The organism is Pedobacter albus (assembly GCF_036324255.1).
GTDB lineage: Bacteria > Bacteroidota > Bacteroidia > Sphingobacteriales > Sphingobacteriaceae > Pedobacter > Pedobacter albus.
This window is the reverse complement of sequence record NZ_JAZDQT010000003.1, coordinates 428,816-451,600: the sequence shown is the minus strand read 5'-3', so window position 1 is coordinate 451,600 and position 22,785 is coordinate 428,816. Positions and strand designations below refer to the sequence as shown.

Annotated in this window: 20 protein-coding genes; 3 read left to right on the top strand and 17 right to left on the bottom strand. The window is 36.9% G+C overall.

The window, feature by feature from the left end; all coding sequences use genetic code 11:
• The first annotated feature begins 126 nt into the window (after positions 1-126).
• From VRU48_RS17170 to fcl, 3 genes are all read left to right on the top strand, one after another.
• Positions 127-831 (top strand): hypothetical protein, encoded by a 705-nt coding sequence (locus tag VRU48_RS17170; RefSeq protein ID WP_330109150.1) that lies wholly within the window; start codon positions 127-129, stop codon positions 829-831.
• An 89-nt stretch (positions 832-920) separates the two neighbouring features.
• Positions 921-2,849, top strand: a complete 1,929-nt coding sequence (gene dxs, locus VRU48_RS17165) for a 1-deoxy-D-xylulose-5-phosphate synthase (protein ID WP_330109149.1) — start codon at positions 921-923, stop codon at positions 2,847-2,849.
• Between the two features lie 39 nt (positions 2,850-2,888).
• The gene (gene fcl / locus VRU48_RS17160; protein ID WP_330109148.1) at positions 2,889-3,815 is read left to right on the top strand and encodes a GDP-L-fucose synthase; all 927 of its coding nucleotides are present in this window, start codon (positions 2,889-2,891) and stop codon (positions 3,813-3,815) included.
• 49 nt (positions 3,816-3,864) lie between these two features.
• Here fcl and VRU48_RS17155 read toward each other — a convergent pair whose 3' ends face one another.
• The 17 genes from VRU48_RS17155 to VRU48_RS17075 form a co-directional block, all read right to left on the bottom strand.
• Positions 3,865-4,917, bottom strand: a complete 1,053-nt coding sequence (locus VRU48_RS17155; protein ID WP_330109147.1) for a mannose-1-phosphate guanylyltransferase — start codon at positions 4,915-4,917, stop codon at positions 3,865-3,867.
• 29 nt (positions 4,918-4,946) lie between these two features.
• Complete coding sequence (locus VRU48_RS17150) at positions 4,947-6,536, bottom strand: gliding motility protein RemB (RefSeq protein WP_330109146.1); 1,590 nt, start codon at positions 6,534-6,536, stop codon at positions 4,947-4,949.
• Positions 6,537-6,552: 16 nt separating this feature from the next.
• Positions 6,553-8,493, bottom strand: coding sequence for a polysaccharide biosynthesis protein (locus VRU48_RS17145; protein ID WP_330109145.1), 1,941 nt, complete (start codon positions 8,491-8,493; stop codon positions 6,553-6,555).
• A gap of 114 nt (positions 8,494-8,607) precedes the next feature.
• Complete coding sequence (locus tag VRU48_RS17140) at positions 8,608-9,582, bottom strand: MraY family glycosyltransferase (RefSeq protein ID WP_330109144.1); 975 nt, start codon at positions 9,580-9,582, stop codon at positions 8,608-8,610.
• Between the two features lie 232 nt (positions 9,583-9,814).
• A complete protein-coding gene (locus VRU48_RS17135) occupies positions 9,815-10,966 on the bottom strand; it encodes a glycosyltransferase family 4 protein (protein ID WP_330109143.1) in 1,152 nt (383 codons plus the stop codon).
• Positions 10,966-11,733, bottom strand: a complete 768-nt coding sequence (locus tag VRU48_RS17130; protein WP_330109142.1) for a DUF2334 domain-containing protein — start codon at positions 11,731-11,733, stop codon at positions 10,966-10,968. Before VRU48_RS17130 ends, VRU48_RS17135 begins: the two co-directional genes overlap by 1 nt.
• A 6-nt stretch (positions 11,734-11,739) precedes the next feature.
• On the bottom strand, positions 11,740-12,885 hold the full coding sequence (locus VRU48_RS17125) for a glycosyltransferase (RefSeq protein ID WP_330109141.1): 1,146 nt from the start codon (positions 12,883-12,885) through the stop codon (positions 11,740-11,742).
• The gene (locus tag VRU48_RS17120; protein ID WP_330109140.1) at positions 12,863-14,110 is read right to left on the bottom strand and encodes an O-antigen ligase family protein; all 1,248 of its coding nucleotides are present in this window, start codon (positions 14,108-14,110) and stop codon (positions 12,863-12,865) included. Before VRU48_RS17120 ends, VRU48_RS17125 begins: the two co-directional genes overlap by 23 nt.
• Positions 14,107-14,886, bottom strand: coding sequence for a glycosyltransferase family 2 protein (locus VRU48_RS17115; RefSeq protein WP_330109139.1), 780 nt, complete (start codon positions 14,884-14,886; stop codon positions 14,107-14,109). Before VRU48_RS17115 ends, VRU48_RS17120 begins: the two co-directional genes overlap by 4 nt.
• Before the next feature lie 43 nt (positions 14,887-14,929).
• Positions 14,930-15,661: a hypothetical protein gene (locus tag VRU48_RS17110; protein ID WP_330109138.1), complete on the bottom strand. Its 732-nt coding sequence runs from the start codon at positions 15,659-15,661 to the stop codon at positions 14,930-14,932.
• On the bottom strand, positions 15,651-16,277 hold the full coding sequence (locus VRU48_RS17105; protein ID WP_330109137.1) for a hypothetical protein: 627 nt from the start codon (positions 16,275-16,277) through the stop codon (positions 15,651-15,653). The genes VRU48_RS17110 and VRU48_RS17105 overlap by 11 nt, the downstream gene beginning before the upstream one ends.
• Positions 16,278-16,281: 4 nt before the next feature.
• Positions 16,282-17,250, bottom strand: a complete 969-nt coding sequence (locus tag VRU48_RS17100) for a class I SAM-dependent methyltransferase (protein ID WP_330109136.1) — start codon at positions 17,248-17,250, stop codon at positions 16,282-16,284.
• 34 nt (positions 17,251-17,284) lie between these two features.
• Positions 17,285-18,100, bottom strand: a complete 816-nt coding sequence (locus tag VRU48_RS17095; protein WP_330109135.1) for an FkbM family methyltransferase — start codon at positions 18,098-18,100, stop codon at positions 17,285-17,287.
• Positions 18,097-19,434, bottom strand: a complete 1,338-nt coding sequence (locus tag VRU48_RS17090) for a lipopolysaccharide biosynthesis protein (RefSeq protein ID WP_330109134.1) — start codon at positions 19,432-19,434, stop codon at positions 18,097-18,099. The genes VRU48_RS17095 and VRU48_RS17090 overlap by 4 nt, the downstream gene beginning before the upstream one ends.
• A gap of 11 nt (positions 19,435-19,445) precedes the next feature.
• A complete protein-coding gene (locus VRU48_RS17085) occupies positions 19,446-20,423 on the bottom strand; it encodes an SDR family oxidoreductase (RefSeq protein ID WP_330109133.1) in 978 nt (325 codons plus the stop codon).
• Entirely contained in the window at positions 20,423-21,691 is a 1,269-nt protein-coding gene (locus VRU48_RS17080; protein ID WP_330109132.1) for a nucleotide sugar dehydrogenase, read from the bottom strand. Before VRU48_RS17080 ends, VRU48_RS17085 begins: the two co-directional genes overlap by 1 nt.
• Complete coding sequence (locus VRU48_RS17075; protein WP_330109131.1) at positions 21,684-22,763, bottom strand: GumC domain-containing protein; 1,080 nt, start codon at positions 22,761-22,763, stop codon at positions 21,684-21,686. Before VRU48_RS17075 ends, VRU48_RS17080 begins: the two co-directional genes overlap by 8 nt.
• Positions 22,764-22,785 lie beyond the last annotated feature (22 nt).

The window sequence follows — 22,785 nt, the reverse complement described above, 5'->3', positions numbered from 1 at the left end:
AATACTAAATTATTGCTGAATTTTAGCGCCAAAACCGGATGCTTTGCAATGCCCTAATAAATTGTGATTTTTTCTTGGATGTTCACATTTTTTACTAAATTTAATCTCTTATCTAATTTATTAAAAATGAAAAAATTAGCGTTTCTCGCCGTTGTATTATGGACAGCTTTATTGGCAAGCAGTTGCAATAAAGAAAATACAACCGCAAAAGCCAACCTGAGCTACAGCTTTGGCGTAAGTAATCTGTATGCCTCTTTAGGCACTACTGCTGCCACCAGTGGCACACCTGTTGCCCAAGGAACAAATGGCAGCATCAACTGGACCAGCATGTCGCTTAACATTGCCAAGATCGTGTTCAACGCCAGTCATGCAGGATCAAACGTAGCCTTCGAATCAAAAAACTTCAATGCTGTCAATCCTTTACAGGCCGGCATCCTTTCTGGAACCGTTTCTATTCCGGCAGGTGTTTACGAGAACATCAAGTTCAATTTAACCTTGACGGAAAATGCCACCGTTCCTATTTTTACACTTAACGGCACCTATATTGAAGCCAGTGGCACACAAATTCCAGTTTCTGTACAGTTTACGCAATCGCAATTGCTTAACTACGAAGCCAAACGGGTAGAAGTAGTGGCAGGCGACTATGTAGCCAATGTTTCGATCAAGATCAATATGCTGGTAACTGGGCTGACCAGAAACGACTTCGGGCAAACCACGCGCACAGGCAACAACAACGCCATTGTGGTTAACAGCACCACCAACAAGGCACTATACGACAAATTAATGGCTAACCTTGCGTCGACCATTAGTTTTGACGTGGCCAAGAAATAAAAATCAGGTGTTTTTTAGGATGAAATTTGAAACGATTCTTGATAAAAGTGTTAAACAAAATGCCGTAATTTGTACTTTTTATATACGGCATGGAAATTAAGACTGGAGCTTTATTATCTACTATCAATTATCCCGCTGATTTAAAGCGATATAGCGAACAAGATTTAGAGCAGATTTGCCAAGAGTTACGCCAGTACATCATCGATGTAGTTAGCATTAACGGCGGGCATTTTGGGGCAAGTTTAGGTGTGGTAGAGCTCACGGTTGCCTTACACTATGCCTTGAACACGCCTTACGATAAATTGGTATGGGATGTGGGCCATCAGGCCTATGGGCATAAGATCCTTACCGGACGAAGAAACCAGTTTCATACCAACCGTATTCTGAACGGCATTAGCGGCTTTCCTAAAATAAGCGAAAGCGAATATGATACTTTTGGCGTAGGCCACTCTTCCACTTCAATTTCGGCAGCTTTAGGCATGGCTGTGGCCTCGCATTACAAAGGCGAAAAAGACAGGCAACACGTGGCCGTAATTGGCGATGGTGCCATGACTGCAGGTTTGGCCTTTGAGGGTTTGAACCATGCCGGCATCGAAAACTCCAATCTTTTGGTGATTTTGAACGACAACTGCATGTCTATCGACCCTAACGTGGGTGCCCTCAAAGAATATTTAACCAGTATCACCACTTCTAAATCGTACAACCGTTTTAGAGACGACGTTTCGAATGTATTGACCAAGCTTTCAGAACTTGGCCCCAATGCACACAAATACGTTAAAAAGATAGAAAAAAGCATCAAAGGTACTTTGTTGAGGCAAAGCAACCTTTTCGAAGCACTTAATTTCAGGTATTTCGGCCCTGTTGACGGACATGATGTTAAGAAATTGGCTTCTGTCATCAAAGACCTGAGCGCAATTCCTGGACCGAAACTATTGCATTGCATTACGGTAAAAGGCAAGGGATTTGCCCTAGCCGAAAAAGACCAAACCAAGTGGCATGCTCCTGGCTTATTTGATAAAATTACCGGCGAAATCAAGAAACCAGTGGTCGATAAGCCACAGCCACCCAAATATCAGGATGTTTTCGGCCATACCATTGTAGAATTGGCCGAAAGCAATTCGAAAATCGTGGGCATTACCCCGGCGATGCCTTCGGGATCATCGATGAACATCATGATGAAAGCCATGCCAAATCGCGCTTTCGATGTGGGCATTGCCGAACAACACGCGGTAACCTTTTCGGCTGGTTTGGCTACGCAGGGATTGGTACCTTTCTGCAACATCTACTCGAGCTTTATGCAAAGGGCTTACGACCAGGTAATCCACGATGTGGCTATTCAAAACCTGAATGTAGTATTTTGCTTAGACAGAGCCGGCTTGGCCGGTGCCGATGGCGCTACGCATCACGGCGCCTATGATTTGGCTTATATGCGTTGCATCCCGAATATGGTGGTGGCCTCGCCGATGAACGAAGAGGAACTCCGCAACCTGATGTATACTGCCCAACAAGAAAATATCGGTCCGTTTACCATCAGATACCCACGTGGCAATGGCGTAATGCCAGACTGGAAACGTCCGTTTAAGGCATTGGAAATCGGCAAAGGCCGTAAAATTTGCGATGGCGAAGATGTAGCCATACTTACCATTGGCCATGTAGGCAATTTTGCCGTAGAAGCCTGCAAAGAACTCAACAGCGAAGGCATACATCCCGCTCACTACGATTTGCGCTTTGTAAAGCCTCTAGACGAAGCCCTGCTACACGAAGTATTTAAGCGTTATGCCAAAATAGTAACCGTAGAAGATGGCTGTTTACAAGGCGGGATGGGCAGTGCCGTATTGGAATTTATGGCTGATCATAACTACAAAGCAGACGTGATCCGTTTGGGCATTCCTGACGAATTTATAGAGCATGGCGAACAGCCTGAACTTTGGGCACTTTGTGGCTATGATACGCAAGCCATTATCGAAACCGTGAAAAAAGTAGCCGTAAGCCGTACCACAAAAACCATGGCCTCTTAAGCCATCTGAACACCTAAAGAACATACATTTTATAACATTTTGGAAAAACATTCAAAAATATACGTTGCCGGCCATAGAGGAATGGTTGGCTCTGCGATTTATCGTAAATTACAAAAGGAAGGCTATACTAACCTTGTTGTTAAAACTTCAGAACAATTAGACCTTAGAAACCAGCAGGTAGTTGCCGATTTCTTTGCCAACGAAAAACCTGAATACGTATTTTTAGCTGCCGCCAAAGTAGGTGGTATTGTAGCCAACAACACCTATCGTGCCGATTTTTTGTATGAGAACTTAGCTATCCAGAACAACGTTATCCATTCGGCTTATGTAAATGAGGTAAAAAAACTCATGTTTTTGGGCTCAAGCTGTATTTATCCTAAACTAGCTCCGCAGCCATTAAAGGAAGATTATCTGCTTACTGGCCTGTTAGAAGAAACAAACGAGCCCTATGCCATCGCCAAAATTGCGGGTATTAAAATGTGCGATGCCTACAGGGCGCAATATGGTTGCGATTTTATTTCGGTCATGCCTACCAACCTGTATGGCTACAACGACAACTATCATCCCCAAAATTCGCACGTTTTGCCGGCACTGATCAGGAAGTTTGACGAAGCCAAGAAAAACGGCTCGAAAGAGGTAGTAATTTGGGGTTCGGGCACGCCTATGCGCGAATTCCTCTTTGCAGACGATCTGGCCAACGCTTGCTATTTTCTGATGCAAACCTATAGTGAGCCTAATTTGATCAACATAGGCACCGGAGAAGACCTTACCATCAAAGATTTGGCATTGCTGATCAAGAAAGTAGTAGGTTTTGAAGGCGAATTGACATTTGATGCGAGCAAACCAGATGGAACGCCCCGTAAATTGATGGATGTTTCTAAACTGCATGCCTTGGGCTGGCGACATCAAATCGAGCTGGAGGAAGGGCTAAAATTGGCTTATCAGGATTATTTAAGCAAAATATAACCCAAAAGAAAAGGCTCATAAAATTCATGAGCCTTTTCTTTTCTATTAGCTATTGATAGTATTCTCCTAAACTATCGGCAACAGAAGCAGACACGTTTTTCACTTCTTGTTCGAGATTTTTAGGGTAGATCATCAACACTTCTCCATCATCTACAACAATATAATTCGCCAGACCTTTAATTACCGCTATCTTTTCCTTCGGTATTTGAATAAGACAGTTTTCCGTGTCTTGCAAGAACGCGGCTTTACCTCCAAAAGAGTTATTACTTGCGTCTTTACTCATTACCTCATGCAATGAAGCCCAGGTACCCAAATCTGACCAGCCAAAATCTCCAGGCAAGGTATATACGTTTTCGGCCTTTTCCATTAATGCAAAATCGATTGAAATATTCTCGCATTTTGGATAATTTTCTTTAATAAAAACATATTCATCATCAGTATTATAAAGCCTTTCACCCCTTTCAAAGACAGAATATAATTCTATTGCAAAATTCTTAAATCCAGATAACAAAGCATTCACGTTCCAAATAAATATACCTGCATTCCAAACATATTCATTGGTTGCCAAAAAAGCCTTGGCTTTTTCAAGCGTTGGCTTTTCTAAAAATTGTTCAACTTTAAAAATTTCGGTAGCTGATGATTTCAGATATTTGATATAACCATATCCCGTATCCGGCCTCGTAGGTTCAATGCCTAACGTTACTAATGCATCGTTATGTTCAGCAAACGCCAATGCTTTTTCTATTTTCGAAATAAAAACATCTTCTTTTAAGATGAGATGATCAGAAGGTGCAACTACCAAGTTGGCATTAGGATTCAGGTCTTTTATTTTAAAAGCCGCATATGCAATACATGGGGCAGTATTGCGTCTGCAAGGCTCAGAAATAATATTCTTATCCGATACCCCATTTAGCTGCTCTTTAATTAGATCAGTGTAAATCTCGTTTGTTAAGAAATAGATATTTTCTTCCGGACAAACCTTTAGAAACCTCTCATAGGTTAGCTGTAGCAATGATTTGCCAATGCCCAATATATCAATAAACTGTTTAGGAAAATTGTTCCTGCTTTTTGGCCAAAAGCGGCTACCCACTCCACCAGCCATAATGAGGACGTATGTATTATTGCAAGCCATTAAAAATCCTGATAAATATTTCTGAAGGTACTTCTTAAACCAAAGGTAACCATGGTGGTTTTATCGTTGCTCAAGCTGTTTTTCTCTTGCCTATAAATACCACCTAATTCTAATCTTAAATTATATTTGGGATTCAACACATAAGAAACACGGCCATCCAAATACATAAAGTTTGTTTTAAGTCCTCCGCCGGTTTTATAGCCATATTGTCCGGTTCTGGTATCGTAAGGCTCGTTGATGTCTTTACCTACGTTCTGTCCGTTGTCTAAACCATAACGTGCATAATTAGCTTGTGCCGAGAAAGCCCATTTATTGTATTGGTAGTTCCAGATAGTTAGCACCTCCCTAAAATTGGCACCCATCGGGTGTGCTAGCGCTTCGGCATAATTGCCATAGTTGAGCAGGGAAGTTCTTTGAGAATAAGTAAACGGACGTGCCATATTAAATTCGGCCAAGTAGTTCAGTCCAGCCACTTTAAAAGCATCAAAACCTTTAACACCTAGCTGGTAGGCAAATTTATTGCCCCAATAGCCCTTGTTGCTAAACACCTCTTTTGCCGTAAACTCATCAATGGCCCATTGCCCATAAACCGTTAAATTGTTCAGCAGTTTATATTTTCCCGTAAAGCCGATCAATGCATTATCTGGTGAACCGTTCATCCCTTCAACAGTTCTTAAAAAGATGACAGGGTTTAGATAGGAAACATCAAATCCTCTTTTGCCAGTAGCGTCGGCATCTTGCCAAATAATCGAATCAAAAAAACCTAAAGACAAGCGATTGTTTACATTCCAATCTAAGTAATGAAAAGCACCCCATTTTTTTCTAAAGCCATTATCATAGGAGAATTGTTGCGATAGCGGATCCTGAAACTGTGCCCACATGGTCATGTACTTTACATTGCCTAATGTAGTTACAATTTTAAAAAACGGATAAGAGGCCGATACATCCGACAGCAACATGGAGCGATAACCATCACCTACAAAATTCTTATCATGTCCCAAAGTGAATGAAAAGAATTTATTCGGTGTAAAGTTAACAACAGCAGTAGCATAAGCCCAATCTTTAGTGTTTTTATTAGCACCAAATTTATCGTTCACCATGCCAGGAATTACGCCAATGCTATTGATGTAATTGGTCAAGTAGTTGTTAAAACGAGATTGGTTTTCAAAACCACTGGTATAAAAGCTGAATTTCTTGCCAATAGTACCGCCAACCTGATAGCCTCTTGTATTGAGCCAGGTCGTAATTTTATGCTCAGTATCTCTACCAATCTGAAAATCGGGAAGAAAATCGAGATAAACCGAAAAATCTTCTTTATTGATTTCAACAAGATGTTCATTAAAAAGCTTTCTGGTAGCCCAGGGGTTCCGAACCCGATCTGTACCAATCATACTCAATGAATCCAGTTGGCGTACAATAGTCGTATCATCGCCAATAGTGGGCCTTAAGGAGGTATGGAAGCGGGTATCTTTGCTATACAAAGACTTGTTCAGCTTTTGGTATTGGGAGTAGCTATAAGGAATAATCTGTTGTGCGGATGCAGAGAGCCCTGCCAGCGTTAATAACAAGCTAAATAAGTTTCTTTTCATAAATTTATTTGGATGATTAATTTGCCGATGTCCCATCGAGCTCTTCAAAGATAGAGTTTTTACTCTTATATTCTTTTACCAAAGCTTTCATTGCCATTACAACCTGACGATCGTCGTTTTGTTTGGCATGCTGCAAAAGGCTATATATTTGTTCTTCAATTTCCGAAAACACAAACTCTCTTACCCTTCCGATCATGATTTTTTCATGGTGGGTAGGCATGGTATTTTCATTGTCGTTCAACAATTCTTCAAACAACTTCTCTCCGGGCCTTAGTCCCGAATATTGGATTTTGATATCTTGGTTTGGCACCAAACCCGCCAAGCGGATCATCTTCTTGGCCAATTCTATAATCTTAACCGATTTACCCATGTCGAAGATATAGATTTCGCCACCTTTGCCCATGCAACCGGCTTCCAATACCAGCCTACAAGCTTCCGGAATGGTCATAAAGTAGCGGGTAATTTCGGGATGCGTAACCGTAACCGGCCCGCCTTTTTCAATCTGTTGCTTAAACCTAGGTATAACCGACCCATTAGAGCCCAATACATTACCAAAACGGGTGGTAATAAATTTCGTAATAGGCTTTACATCCAAATCGTTGATATAGCTTAGGCCATTGCTGAAAACGAAATTATGGTTGCTTAAAGAGTTGTTTAAAGATTGTACATAGATTTCGGCAATACGTTTGGAAGCACCCATTACATTGGTAGGATTTACCGCTTTATCGGTAGAAATCATGACGAATTTCTGTATGCCGTGCTTAACCGCCATATCGGCAATGGTTTTGGTCCCCAATACGTTGGTTTTAATCGCCTCAGCAGGATTGTCTTCCATCAAGGGCACATGCTTATAGGCCGCCGCATGATACACATAGTGTGGTTTATAGGTTTCGAAAAGATGGTCCATTCTTTTTTCGTCCTTTACATCGCCAACAAATGCGTGGAAATTGGTATTAGTATGTGCTTCTTCCAGTTCGAGATAAATATGATGCAATGCGGTTTCCGACTGGTCGCAAAGAATGATCAACCCTGTTTCGAACTTCATTAACTGCCTCACAATCTCGCTACCTATCGAACCGGCGGCACCAGTAATCAGGATGCGCTTGTCTTTTAATTGATCTTGTATGCCCTCAATATTGATTTGAATAGGCTTTCTGTTCAAGAGGTCTTCGATGTTGATATTCTGTATCTGCGCCCGATGAAACTTACCTCCTGTCCAAGCATCTGCCGGTGGAATATTGAGCACTGTAACATCATGCTCGAGACAAACATCAACAATTTGGTTTTTCCGCTCTGTTGGAATAGTGTATGAGGCAAAGATGATTTCGTCAACTTCGTGTTCTTTAATCAATGATTCCAGTCGCTCGGCGGATAGGATCTTGATCCCATCAATTGTTTTGCCCACTTTGCGCTCATCATCGTCTACGAACGCCATAATGGTTTTGTTCACCTTGCCATCATGATCAAAAGTACGTTTGGTAGCCAATCCGGCCTCTCCCGCCCCATAAATAATCACTTTGATCTTATCAAGACTAAGATTCTTGATGTACATGAAAAAGTACTTGATCATTACCCTGTAGGTAATCAGCAACAAGAAGCTGCACAAGCCCGTAACGATAATAACTGAATTGGAAATATAGGGAGGCTTATTGAAGGCAATGACAGCCAGATTAAGGAAAAAGAATATGCCACTACTGATCAATACGGCAAACAAGATTCTAAAGGTGTCTTGTGCACTGGTATAGCGAATAATGCCCGAATAGGTTTTAACGTTAAGGAAAACCACCACATTAATGATGGTAAACACTAAAATGTTGCGACTAAACTCTACGACGTCCAGTCCGGAAAGATCAAGGTTATACTTAACAAAATAAGCTATGGTTAAAGATAATAGGCAAACACCCAAATCTAGCAGGAAGATAATCCAACGAGGTACTATGTTTATTTTATTAAACAAAATAGAATAGCCTTAATTTAAAAGTAAAGGTAACATAAAATTTATATGGTCTCAAAATTTTTATGCGGCTAAAGTTTCTCGAATATTTGCCCGCATAAATAAAAGCAAAACCACCTACAGGTTATTTTTACCAACCAACCTGCTCTTTCCTTCAACCAAGAACCGTACCACAAGAAACAAAACAGATAAAGTTAATGTTAAAGCCAGCATTAAGGATATTGATCCCTTTACATAAAAAACAAGCACGCAGTTAATCAGCAATTGGATAAAGAAATACAATAAGGACACCAACAAATGGCTCCATTTTAACTGATTGGCTAGATATTGATAAAAGTGGCTTCGATGTGCCTCGAAAATATTTTCCTTCCTGATTACCCTAAAAAAGACGGTAAAGACCACGTCTAAACCATAAACCAGGAGCAACAAGATATAAGTTATATTCTCGGTCTTTATGATTAATTGCCCTATTAAAAACACAATAATGTAGGCTATGCTTACACTGCCCACATCTCCGGCAAAACATTTGGCTTTTGGACGGAAATTAAAAAAATTAAACACCAGCGTTGAAAGGCCCACCAAGATCAGCAAATCATTTGATGTAAAATCAACTACATAATTGTTGATATAATACAAGCTTGCCAGGGCAATCAAACTATATCCTCCAGTAATGCCGTTGATGCCGTCCATAAAATTGTAGGCATTAATAGTTCCGATTACAAATATTCCTGCAAAAACGAGCCAATACCAGGGCAACGAATATATATCCAGTTGATAAAACAAAAGCAAAACAGCCATTAAATGGACGCTCAGTCGAATTTTGTTGTTCAGCGTTAAGATATCGTCCAGAAAACTAATAACGGAAATTGCGAACAGCCCAATGGCAAAGTATACATATTGAAAGTTGGATATCCCAAAAAAGAGAAGCCCAGCAACACAGAATATTATCCCTCCGCCCCTCAGCGTAACCGCGCTATGAGAACTTCTCGAATTCGGTTTATCAATGATATTAAAATGGTTCGCCAGCCTGAAATAGACCAACTCAATTACATAAAGTAGCAGTAGCAGTAAAATATAATGCAATAGAGACATAAATTCATTTAATTTTAAACCCTTCTAAAATTAGAGTCGGATTCCAATTTAAAATTCTTCTTGCTTTGGAATCATCAAAGGCTAGACCTGATGTTATTTTTTTAATTTATAGGTATTAATTGGCAATTATTGCACCTAAAATTCTAAGGGGAGATTAGGTTCTGCTAATGATCGTTTTGGCACCCATGATATTTATTTATCAGTACTTAATTTTCTCAACAACAATCGTTGTTTAGTTTTCAATTGACCTATAAAGGGCTTCAAGTCTTTTCCAAAATAATTCCTGATCAAAGTTTTCCTCTATATATTTTCTTGAGTTCATTTTAAACTTATCCCTTAAGTCTGCATTATTAATTAATTTTTTTACTGCTGACTCAATGGCATCAATCGATTTTGGGGCTATCAATAAACCATTGTGATTATCTTCTATCATCTCATTACAACCATTTATATCTGTACAAATAATACAGCTGTTCATTGCACATGCCTGCATAATGATTTGTGGAAAACCTTCTCTATAACTGGGCAATAAAAAAACATCAGATATAAGTATATAAGGCCTAATATCCTTCTGGTGGTCAATCCTAATAATGTTTTTATTCGATTCGATGGTTTCATATACATCCTCGTCTAATGGATCGTTGGGTTCTTCTTCTCCAACCAATAGTAACTTTACATTCTTGTAGTCTTTTTCGATACGTTCGAATGCCCTAACTAGCTCATTGATACCCTTTGGCTTTCCCACTCTTCCAACATAACCAAGAACAAAATCAGTTTCCATTATACCAATTTCGCTTTTTAACGATAAAACATTTTCCTTCTTTAACGTATTGACGTTAAAATAAGATAAATCAACCCCGTTGCTACTTCCCTTTCCAATGATTCTAACCTTTCTTTTGTTTATCCAGCCATTGCTTATTACAAATTCTGCCTGAGCTACCGAATTAAAAACAACGACGGATGAACATAAATATGTAATCTGTTCGCATCCTATCAATAGCCGTTTGATTATTCCGGTTTTTTCGACCAAAGGGAGCCCCGCCACAGTATGTATTCTTCTAGGAGTTCTACAAATAAAAGCGGCCAACATTCCTATTAAACCTGCTTTGGGAGAATGTGAATGAACAATTTGTGGCTTTTCCTTAATCAAATATCCAATTAATTTAATGAGTGCCCTGAGATCCTTGAATGGGGTAATTCGCCTTGTTAGGTTTAATGGCAGATATTTTGCATCCTCTGCTTTCGCTACATCTTCTATTAAGTTATCAGGACTGCACAATAAAGTATATTCATAGCCCATCCCCTTAAGGTACTTAAATTGCCCCCTTAGGGTGACTCTCAAAGACTGAGATACAGTCGAAATTCGAAAAACTTTGATAGACATTAATTTTTATTATTTGATTTAATTTCTTTTCGACTTTTGGAAGCCCTGATAGATTGCATAAGGGTTTTCGTAAGAAACCTAGTCAGCTTATCAAATTGACTATAGTTTACGAATTTATATGCTTCGTTAAATTTGATGAAATCTTTTTTATTTTCTCTCAAAAATTTAACAACGCTGTTAAACTTTTCGTCACTTATAGTATTCAAGTGTAAACAAAATGTGTATACCCCACTTAAAAACATTTTTCTTGGATTCGCAAAAAGCTGAGGCACCAATAAAATATCGTTAACCATATACGGATTTAACCCATATCCATCCGTAATATATTTTATGCCTACCTCTTTAAGAGCTCTAAGCGTATTTTCATCAAAGCTATGTGCTGGCGCCATAAAAGAGCTAGGATAAATATCATGATCGTGAAAAATACTCAGCGCTGACTTAAATTTTTCTATCTGCTCTTGTAAAGACAAGCCTACAAATTCACTGTATCCGTTGATTCTCAAAATGCCAGAATCGCTTTCGAAAAGTATATGCCTATATCCATGAATGGCAATCTCCCACCCTTTTTGATCCAATAGCTTTATTCTTTCCCAAAAACCTTCCTGATAAGGAAATACAAGGAGATCGGGGTCAGAATTGGAAGGTATTACTCCGATTATTGGAGTAATATTTAACTCATCAAATATTCTTTCCAAATGTTCGAATCTTTTCCAATCCATATTTGGTGCAATATCATCTAAGCGTATAATATATTTTACATTTCTCATAGCGGCTTATTTTTGTAGATCTTCTATTAAATCCTTCCAAATTGGCAATACAGTATGTTTATCAAATTTATTAACATAAGCCAATCCAACATCCTTATACCTTTTTAATTCATTATCTGAAAACAATTTAATCAATGTATTTGACCATATTTCAAGTACCTGTTCTTTATTGGCAGTATAGAAAGAGGGCATCAATATTCCATATTCTGCATATTCTGCTACTGATGTACGATAGCCTAATGGAGAATTCGGTGATAATATTTCTCGTGGTCCATTATCAATATCTGCAGACACTACGGGCACACCACATGCAAGGGCCTCGACCAATACGTTTCCAAAACCTTCAGACTTAGAAGGGCAAATTAAAATATCGCAAAGATTCAAATATGGATATACATTTTGTTTTTGTCCGAGAAAGTGAACAAAATCTGAAATACCAAAATTTCTAGCTTCATCTCTCAAATCCATCTCTAATTCGCCACTCCCAATTAAGATGAGGTGCATGATGATACCTCTTTGTTTTAAACCTGCCAAAAGTCGAATAAGATTTGATTGGCCCTTCAAGATATTAAATCTTCCTATACAGGCTATTTTTGGGAAGTGTTTTAAATTCTCCAACAATTCTTGGTCAATAAAAGCCAATTTTGATTTTTTGATATCTTCAATGTCAAAACAGTTATAAATTACTTTAACGATTTGGTCATTCATATTAAATGTACCTATCAGTTCGGATTGTGCCTTTTTAGAATTTACTACAACTCTAGAAGCAACACTAAGCACTTTCTTCAACAGGAAAAACCTCAGTTTTGATGACAGATAAATTTTGGTATCACTATGTATCCAAAAAATTGTTTTTATTTTTCTAACAAAGAACCCAAAAAGGGCTACTACGAGCATACTTTTATAAAGAGATGCAACCACCAAATCATCTTTTTTTATGATCTTGGTTAATCGATATAATATTACAGGCAGTCGATACCACTTATATTTTTTCCCATTACTAAGATCAATAACATTTAAATCATCGGTTTTATAATCTATTTTGCCCTGTAAGATTAGTATGGTGTCAAATTTAAGCTCGCGATAGAGACCAATATTTAATATTTCAGCACCTCCATTACCTAAGTCATTAATCATTAAATATTTGCTCACGCTCCTCCTTCTGTTTAAAATATATGATAAATACACATAGAAACCAAAACCATGGATACCAATAATTAGCTATCACAATATAATGTAGGAATCCAGAAATAAAACCTACCGCCAAAAAGAAATTTATCTTTGATTTTATAGCTAACAATTGATAAAAAACATAGGCAAGAGCCGAAATAAAAAACAATAACCCAATGATTCCGCTTTCAAATAATATGGTAGGTATCAAGGATAGAAATGCATCCTTTAATCCGGCTGTTTTATACCCAGAGGGTCCATATCCAATCAGCAAGTTTTCTATTCGCGAATTTGGAAAGGTTTCAATAAAGCTTGTAAACCTTCCGCTTCTCTCATCAGCCGAACTAGAATCAAACTTGCTACCAATTGCCAATTCTATCAAGAGCTTTAATGGCAACTGAGCAAGTAGAAGGCCTAATACCACGAATACAGGTATAAGCTTGATTAGAATCGATTTAATATTGCGCAGTACTTTTCTCCAGTACAAGCAACAAGATAAAAAGATTGCTACAGGAATAATCAAGAAAGCAGCTGTACTTAAAGTAAATAAGAGAGTAGCTATTAGCAACAACAAGATTGCCACCTTTATTATTAACTTCATTTTACTATAACCAGAGTAAAAGAGGTAAAAAATAGCTAAGGGCGCCAATATCTCTAACATGAAAGCAAAGTGGCCAGACTCTTCGGCAAAGCCTCTAATTCTTCTGGTTCTGAACACATCACCCAAACCATCAGCATCGTACTCTTGTACTGCTACTCTTGGTATATAATTGTCAATTGGTGTACCCCTAATTGCCATAAAGTACTCTACACAACCATAAACACTAGAAACAACGATGCTTAAGGTGATAAAAAACAACAATCTCCGATAAAATTGCTGATCATCACAATTCTTAAGCAGCCAATACTGCACGCTTAAAAAAGAACAAGAAAATATAGTAAGATAGGCAAATAAGTGATTTGTTGTGGTTTGATCGCCAAAGCTATTTAGCGTGTAGCTGAATAAAATAGTTATCAAGAAACATAATATAAAAATGGAGTGCATTTTTATATTTGTCCTATTGATCTTTTTTGTAAAGTAAAGATCAAGGGGTATCATGGCTAACATGAAAACAGATATCAATAATGAAATATTTAAATGCTCACTGATTGCAAATGCCGATACAAAAGGCATCGCAAGAACATATAAATAAATTAATTTTTTCATACATACCTATTGGGCTTGTTACAAAAAATATACTTGATCCAATATAAGCCACCTAACACCTTAAAATATAACGAATTAGAAATATTTTTCCTGTTATTTTCTATAATATGTAGCCTCTCTGCATTCATTTTATTTGACTGGGTAGATGTAATTGATTCTTCGTGAGCCCTAAAAACAGTAAAACACGATTTTATGTGCATTACCTTATATTGGAGCAACAACCTGAGTAAATAGTCATAATCGCTTGCAAATCGATATTGCTTATCAAAAAGGCCAACTTTAGCAATGGCTTCTCGAATGATAAAAGTAGCTGGCTGTGGAAGGAATGTACAATGCTTAGAACTCAACAATATATCGAAATCAATATCAAATAGTCTAATCTTTCTATGTTTATCACCTCTCTTGATTACTACATCACCAAAATATGCTCCATATTTTCCCGCTGTTTGCAGATACTTTTCAACCACTATTGAAAAGACATTATCGTTAAACAAAACGTCGTCCGAATTTAAGCAGATGCACAAATCTCCAGATACAAAACGCAGTCCTTTGTTTATCGCATCGTACATACTTTCATCAGGCTCACTGCTCCAATATGTTAGCTTGTGCTCATATTTTTTTATGATATTAAGCGTATTGTCCTTACTACCTCCATCAATAATTATGTACTCAATGTTTTTATACTTCTGATTTATAACGCTTAGTATCGTTTCTTCTAAAAAAGCCTCGGAATTATAGGTTACAGTAATTACAGATATTTTTACTTCTTTGTTCAATCTCTCTTTCTTAAATGTTATTTAACCACCCAAATTGTTCAGCTTACTTTTTTGTAAACAACTTCTTTACCGAAAGGTAAACACTCTCTATTGTTGAGAAGTATGAAGGATAATAATTATACTCTTCTACAAGGGTCCCTCCAAACGAATCTTTAAACTTATTTATTCCTTGGAGACTTTTGTCCGTGCTATCCTTTGCATATCCACCCATGTCGTATTCGATTATTCCTATTGACTGAAAATAGACAATAGCTTCATGATGCAACAATCGATTGGCTCGACCCACGAAAGCTTTCATTGATATATCTTCAAAACTCCTAAAGGACGAGGCCGAATACAGCAAACGGACTCTTTTCCCGTCCAGATCAACAACATACAAAGACATCGCCAAAATATTATCATTCAACTTTGTTTGTACAATTTGATAGGAGGGCATACTTTTTATTTTCTTAACGCTAAGCCTTTGCCCATATCCCTTGCTTTTTGCAAATTCATTGAAAAAAGACACAAAAAACTCTACGTCCTGGGATAGTTCAAAGGTTATCCCATCACGTTTCGCTCTTCTAATCTCGTATGCAGTTGAGCTATCGTATTCCTTCTCTATTTGATCAATGTCCTTGTCAAGAAGGATCAACTTTGTATAAAACTTTTTACAGTAACCATTCGTTATTGTCAGCTGATTTCTTGACTGAATATGTATTGTAAATAACGACCATGGTTTAGGTGTTTCAGAAAACCAAAACCTTTTAAAAAAAAACTTTCTTTCAATCAACATTTGAACTACTTTTATATAGATTGATAACTCCCCACTTAACTTCGCTATCAAATGTTTTCTCTAAAAAGAATGCATTAGAAGCAACAACACTAGCATGGAACTCTGGATTACAATAAATAAGTCTAACCACTCTGGGCGATCTTTCGATCGATTCCTTAATATTTTCTAAAACAACTGACATTACTTCTCCAGGAAACGGATTATAAAAATAGAAATAATTATAGTCATCTAAATCTTTACAAGTTGTTGCATTTTCATGTATAAGTTTCACTTTTTTTATTTTCAGCTTTTCAAGATTGCTCTCCGCAATCTTAACCAGCTTATCGGAAAGTTCAACGCCAGCAATTCGACCAAAAGGGAATTTATTAAATAAAACCAAAGTAGCACCTTTGCCAAAGCCAAAATCGAATATGCCATCTTTACTGCTTATATTTAATTCTCTTAGTAGCGTACGTAATTCTTCAAAATAAGCTGACGAGGAAAAGTAATTACCCTCAGACTTATTAACTCCAATTCTTTCATTATCTAATTGTTTTGAAAAATCTAAACCCCTCAATCTTTCAAAAATAACCAGAAGTCTATATCTATTCTTTCTTAAAAACGACTTAATGCTCATAAATTTATATTCTTCGGATCCAAAAAGATCCGGGTTCCCTATCCTGCAAAAGCATAGGACATTTTGTTTTTAATTCTTTATAGTTTCTATGTTTTAGCAAATTTAACGCCCCTATTATTTCGAATGCATTATTATGTGATAAGAATGCTTCGAGCAAGTATTGCTCATTCCAAAAAACCACTCCCTTTTTAAGCCATTCATCAAGATAATCTTTTGGCGAAAATATATCATGTATATGTACTATTACTCCTTTCTTCAATAAAGGCAATATATTCAGAAATTCGAATAATACATCGCCCTGGGGCCTAATCATATGGCTAGAATCAATAAATAGGATATCATTTTCATCGAGTTCCATAAACTCTTCTAGTGCAACATCTTCCACTACTTTTCTAACAACTCTTACAGATAGGCTTTCTAACCAATCATTTTCATAAGGTTCAATACAAATATGTTTACAATCATAGCCGGCACTATCTTTCTTATTATACTCGATCGCATGCTGTATCATTAAAGTAGACGAACCGCAACCAACCTCAATTATTCGCTGAGGTTTGAAGAGTCTAATCATATTAAACAAATATTCTGCATCCCCGCTTAAAAAGGCTCCTCTATTAAACGAGAAGGTAAGTTTATTTTTAGGCCTACTATCAATTTCTAGGATTTCATGATTGAAATTAAATTTTTCCAATAAATTTAATTGTGCATCGATATTAAAATTAATGCCCGGCAAATCTCTATCCTTACGCAAGGAATGCTTTAGTAGCCTCGCATCAAATAAAGGCTCATAATAGTGATTTATTATTGGGAATACCCCTACCAAATTAAAGATTCTTTTCGTTAATAGGCCGTTGAGTTCCCAAAACCTCAACTGATATAACCTTATAAACCTCATCCATAATGCAACGAATAATGTAATCGGAGAAAATATAATGTCGATTACTCTCAGTCCTATCAGAAAAAATTTCTTCATTTTAAATCAATTTATTATGCATAAAAAGGTGCTATCATTTAGGGAAAGCTATCCATTGCCCTTCTTCATATTGTTCTAATCGATACCCCAAATTATATAGGAATACTATTACATCTGCTACTTTATAATCAAATCTTCCAGTATATTGTTCATCACACTCCATAATAATAATGGGCGCATCAGGAGAAGATAATAATTTTATAGCACCTTTAAAACACAAAAATTCGGCACCTTCGATATCTATTTTTATAACATCGACCTTGGAGATTGAATTTTCTACCAAAAAATCATCTAAGGGCAGGGTGGCTACTCCATTTTCTTCTGATGCGGTCTGTTTTAAGTCCATAAATGAGAAAGCATCACTATATTGAAAATCTTTAGAGACTTCTTCCGGTTGTGTAAGCACCACAAAACCTTTTTTATCAGATAGTGCTAAAAACTGTGGGTATACATTAGTGCAATCATTCAAGCGAATATTTTCCTTTAACGCATCGTACGTTGCCACATTAGGCTCAAAAGCATAGACTTTACCGGAAGCACCTACAAGCTTCGATCCTAATATCGAAAACAATCCAATATTTGCTCCGATATCCAAAATAACATCTCCTTGCTTAACCACGCTATGGTATTTTGAAAGTGTGGTAAATTCAAATCCTCTATTGAATCGGACAAGATGCTGTAAAGAGTACAATATTGTGGCTATATCCCCATAATGGGAGAATTTTAACTTCGTGTTTTCATATACTTTAATTTTATGAAACTTTTTTTTATTTAACTTCCATACAACCTTAAGAAACTGTGCATAAATACTGGATAATAGATTTGCTCCATGGAACAGGATTGCCTTCATAATTTTCTTTTATTTTTAAATTTTATATAAACGGGGATAAAAAAGATAAGGGAATAGCAAAGGAATTGAGAAATTATCACTCCATTAACCCCCAAAGTACCCACTAAGTAACTTTTTAAAACTATAGAGAGCAATGATGCCAATGGATAGACCCTTAAACCAAATTTCAAATAATCCGAAGTTAGTATTATTATTGAAAAATAAGCATTCAAATTATAAAAAAACAATAAGGCTATAAAACCCAGTATGAGTTCGCTACTCAAGTTAAAATCCTTTCCAATCCAATGATGAACGATAAAATTGGTTGAGGTTAACATTATAGCTGCTCCTATACAAGATATCATTATTAAAATGCGGAAATTTCGGGTTACAATTTTATTTGCCCAGGTATATTCTTTTTTTGCAAAAGCATCATTTAGTGCTGGGAGCATTGATGGGGTGGTTACTTGAACAGGCAGCGTTAACAGGTTAACAAGTCTCTGACCAATTGTATAAATACCTACTTCTATTGGGGATACCCCTCTTGCAATAATAATATTGTCGCTAGAACTATTTGCTATTGCAGAAAACTGGAGTATAAAATATTTCATACCATCCCGCATTAAGCTTTTGATTACGCTAAAGTCAATATTTTTTATTGAAGGAAAGAGACTAGGCCTTTTAAAAATAAATTGGTTCAGAAAGTTAAAAATTAAAAACAAGGTACCAGTTCCATACAAAGCCAAAATCAAGAGCGGTACGCCAAACTTCAATTTTATAAAAAAAGTCAAAACTATAAGTCCAAAAACATTACCTCCGGCTATCCAAAACTGATTGAAATAACCTTCTTGATAGCCGTCTTGTATTTTCTGAACAATTGAAAATGGCAGAGATAAAGAAAAACAGATAAAAAAAACCTCTACGGCCTTCATTGCTTCGTCTTTGGCCAATTTTTCCTTTACATTAAAAAAATTAACCCAAGAAATATGGTCCTTTAGCCCAAAAAAAACAGCGATCAAAGCTACAGCCAAAAGAAATAGGAAAAAAAAAGTCCCAGAAACCGCTTTTGAGAGATCTTCTTTTTTATCCAGCATATCGTAATAAGCTATCCTGTTTTGAAGTCCAAAACCCAAACCTAAATCGGCTATACCTAAAACAGCGATAGTGGCAACAATACTCATCATCATGCCAAACCTTTCGGGGCCGAGATAGCTTCTGGTAAGAGGAATTGAAACAAAAAGCGTTCCCGCATTAATAACCTTAGCCAACATAGTTGCTATAGACGTTAGAATTATTCTTCGCTCTCTATGATCTTTTGTAATCCTATTTAATGTTGCGCTAATCTTATTCTTCATCAACAGAAAAATTAAGTTGGTGTGTTCATCTTATACCAATCATAAGTTTTAACTAGTCCCACTTCTACCGGATCTTTTGGGATATAGCCCAACAGTGAACTGGCTTTAGAGATATCAGCTAAGCTTTGCAGCACATCTCCTGGCCTCTGGGGCCCATAAATAGGCTCTATGTTTTTTCCTGTTATTTCCTTGAGTGTATCCCATAGTTCGTTTAAGGTAGTTCTCTGAGCGCAAGCAACATTATAAATTTGATTTATTGCTTTTTCGTCTTCAACAAATAACGAAAGAAGATTAGCTTGAACAGCATTTGACACAAAGGTAAAATCCCTACCTATTGACCCATCGCCATTTATAATTGGAGGCTCTCCCTTGATAATTTTGCTTATAAACAAGGGAATAACTGCAGCATAGGCTCCATTGGGATTCTGTTTGGGGCCATAAACATTGAAATATCGGAGCCCGATAGTCTCTATGCCATAATTTAGGGCAAAAACATGAGCATAAAGCTCATTTACATATTTAGTTACTGCATAGGGAGACAAAGGCATCCCAATTATATCTTCAACCTTTGGAAGAGAGGCACTATCTCCATAAGTTGAGGAGGAGGCCGCATATACCAGACGCTTTACATTACTATCCCTAACAGCAATCAGCATATTAAGGAAGCCGCTAATATTTACATCATTAGTGGTTATAGGATCTTTTATCGATCTTGGAACGGAGCCCAATGCCGCTTGATGAGAAACATAATCGATATCTTTACAGGCCGATTGACAGTCGTCAAGATTCCTGATATCACCTTCAATAAACTCAAAATTAGGTTTTCCAACATATTCAGCAATATTGTGAAAAAAACCGGTTGAAAGATTATCCAGTACCCTTACTTTCTTCGCATTATTTTGCATCAAAAAAGCAACCAAATTAGACCCTATAAAGCCCGCCCCGCCAGTAATCAAAAAACGTCCTTGCTCGATTCTATTTAAATCCATTATAACCTTTTATCAATTAAATGTTTTGGCAAAATACCTTTCACATCGTAAATCACTGACTTTTCCTTCCTCATTTTAGAGATATCCAAAGATAAAAACTCGCGATGAGCAACTGCTAAAACAATACCATCAAACTGCTTTTCTACTAATTCATCCAAAGAATTGATTATATCCAAGCCATATTCATGTTTCACACTTTGTCTATCTGCCCAAGGATCTAAAACAGTAATGTTTACATGGTATTTTGCAAGCTCCTTTATAATGTCCACAACTTTAGTGTTCCTCACATCAGGACAGTTCTCTTTAAAAGTAATCCCTAAAACCAGCACATTTGCCAAGGCAACATTAATTTGCTTCTTTACAAGCAATTTAATTGTCTCATCTGCAACATAACTCCCGATACTATCGTTTAGACGCCTTCCTGCCAGTATAATTTCTGGATGATACCCCACTTCTTGAGCCTTTTGGGCAAGGTAATACGGGTCTACCCCAATACAATGCCCTCCAACCAAGCCGGGACTAAATTTCAGAAAGTTCCATTTAGTACCAGCGGCTTCCAATACTTCTTTCGTATCTATACCTAACAAGTTAAATATTTTGGAAAGCTCATTTACAAAGGCAATATTGATATCTCTTTGAGAGTTCTCTATTACTTTAGCTGCTTCTGCAACTTTAATGCATGATGCCTTAAATGTTCCAGCTGTGATAATGGAACCATATAATTGATCAACTATTTCTGCTATTTCCGGCGTAGAGCCAGAGGTAACTTTTAAAATCTTTGAAACAGTATGCTCCTTATCACCTGGATTAATTCTTTCTGGAGAATAGCCACAATAAAAATCTTGATTAAATATTAGTCCCGAATAATTTTCCAATATGGGTACGCATTCTTCTTCTGTTGTTCCAGGATATACTGTAGATTCATAAATAACTATGTCTCCCTTATCCAAGACTTTGCCTACAATCTCACTGGCTTTTTTTAGGGGAGTTAGATCCGGCTTGTTATATTTATCAACAGGAGTCGGTACTGTTATAATAAATATATTATAATTTCTTAACTCTTCTGGATCATCGCTATAATTCAGCTTGGTGGCGGCACTTAAGGCGTTATGATCAACCTCTAAGGTTTTATCTACGCCCGTTTTCAACTCGGCGATCCTCTTCTTATCAATATCAAATCCTAATGTTGAATATTTTTTACCAAATTCAACGGCCAAGGGTAGTCCAACATACCCTAAACCAATAACAGCTATTCTATAATTACTCACCTATAATTTCTTTTAAATTCTTCCTTAATATTAAGAAAATTAAGCAGAGAAAAACACCTAACATCCCTCCGATAAGTCCAGCTTTCGTTTTGCTAACCCGATCATTGTCCAATGGAAGGATAGGTTTATCTATAATCTGAATAAGCGGTTCTTCTCTTCTTAGCGACAATTTTGCTAATTCCAAGTTTTTAAGGAGTTCGCCTAATATTATCTTATTTGTTTCTGCTGAAAATTGGGATTTCTGTATCGGAGCAATTCTCTGTGTTTGTCTGGTTAGGTTTAAATTTGGGGTTGCATCAGCAATTTGGGCAGCAGAATATATCGAGCCTGTCATCACTTTCCTTACCGAATCTACCTGAAATTGTAGAATGCCAACATTTCTTCTTGATTTTTTTATTTTTGTTTCGGTATAAAAGTCATTTACATTTTTTACAATGACATTTCCAAAGGCTTTTGCAAACGGCTCATCGTTAGATTCTACAGTAACATTAATAATGCTTAACTTTTTATCCGGCTTGCCAACTTTTAAATTCTCCTTATTTATATTTTTTACAATTTCACCGATTAGACTATCCTGCTTCAAAGTAAAGTTTGCTGAATCGGAAAATGTGATATTCTTTAGATCCGGTTTTTTATCCCATTTTTTTCTAAGGTCATTTGCTTGGATGTAACGATCGATTAAAAGCTGTTTCTTGCCGTCAAAAATATCAGTGCTAAGCAACGCTTTAGTAATCATTATGCGAGACCTGTATAATTCAAGTATGTTATCACCCTGAAAAATACCACCGCCCCCACCAATATCCACACCTGCAATAGAAGCTATCCCTGCTAAAGAACTTAGCCCACCCCCCGACTTTTCTTCCTCTAGTACAAAGCTAGTGGTAGCTATGTAAGTCGTTTTTCTAAAGTAGGCATTAACAATACCAATCGTTCCGCCCACTAATGCGACGATTAATATAATAAGCCATTTAGAAAGTAAGAATCTATACCATTGAACGACTTTATACAATACGTCCTTGATTTGAATGTCTTCTACAGAAGAGATTTTCTTCTCCTTCTCTTCAATCTTCATTTTTCAATTTTCTTGGTCTATC

Coding starts and splice junctions, on each gene's coding strand:
- VRU48_RS17170 (WP_330109150.1), top strand. CDS start 127: ATGAAAAAATTAGCGTTTCTCGCCGTTGTATTATGGACAGCTTTATTG.
- dxs (WP_330109149.1), top strand. CDS start 921: ATGGAAATTAAGACTGGAGCTTTATTATCTACTATCAATTATCCCGCT.
- VRU48_RS17155 (WP_330109147.1), bottom strand. CDS start 4,917: ATGGCTGGTGGAGTGGGTAGCCGCTTTTGGCCAAAAAGCAGGAACAAT.
- VRU48_RS17150 (WP_330109146.1), bottom strand. CDS start 6,536: ATGAAAAGAAACTTATTTAGCTTGTTATTAACGCTGGCAGGGCTCTCT.
- VRU48_RS17140 (WP_330109144.1), bottom strand. CDS start 9,582: ATGTCTCTATTGCATTATATTTTACTGCTACTGCTACTTTATGTAATT.
- VRU48_RS17135 (WP_330109143.1), bottom strand. CDS start 10,966: ATGTCTATCAAAGTTTTTCGAATTTCGACTGTATCTCAGTCTTTGAGA.
- VRU48_RS17130 (WP_330109142.1), bottom strand. CDS start 11,733: ATGAGAAATGTAAAATATATTATACGCTTAGATGATATTGCACCAAAT.
- VRU48_RS17120 (WP_330109140.1), bottom strand. CDS start 14,110: ATGAAAAAATTAATTTATTTATATGTTCTTGCGATGCCTTTTGTATCG.
- VRU48_RS17110 (WP_330109138.1), bottom strand. CDS start 15,661: ATGTTGATTGAAAGAAAGTTTTTTTTTAAAAGGTTTTGGTTTTCTGAA.
- VRU48_RS17105 (WP_330109137.1), bottom strand. CDS start 16,277: ATGAGCATTAAGTCGTTTTTAAGAAAGAATAGATATAGACTTCTGGTT.
- VRU48_RS17100 (WP_330109136.1), bottom strand. CDS start 17,250: ATGAAGAAATTTTTTCTGATAGGACTGAGAGTAATCGACATTATATTT.
- VRU48_RS17095 (WP_330109135.1), bottom strand. CDS start 18,100: ATGAAGGCAATCCTGTTCCATGGAGCAAATCTATTATCCAGTATTTAT.
- VRU48_RS17090 (WP_330109134.1), bottom strand. CDS start 19,434: ATGAAGAATAAGATTAGCGCAACATTAAATAGGATTACAAAAGATCAT.
- VRU48_RS17085 (WP_330109133.1), bottom strand. CDS start 20,423: ATGGATTTAAATAGAATCGAGCAAGGACGTTTTTTGATTACTGGCGGG.
- VRU48_RS17075 (WP_330109131.1), bottom strand. CDS start 22,763: ATGAAGATTGAAGAGAAGGAGAAGAAAATCTCTTCTGTAGAAGACATT.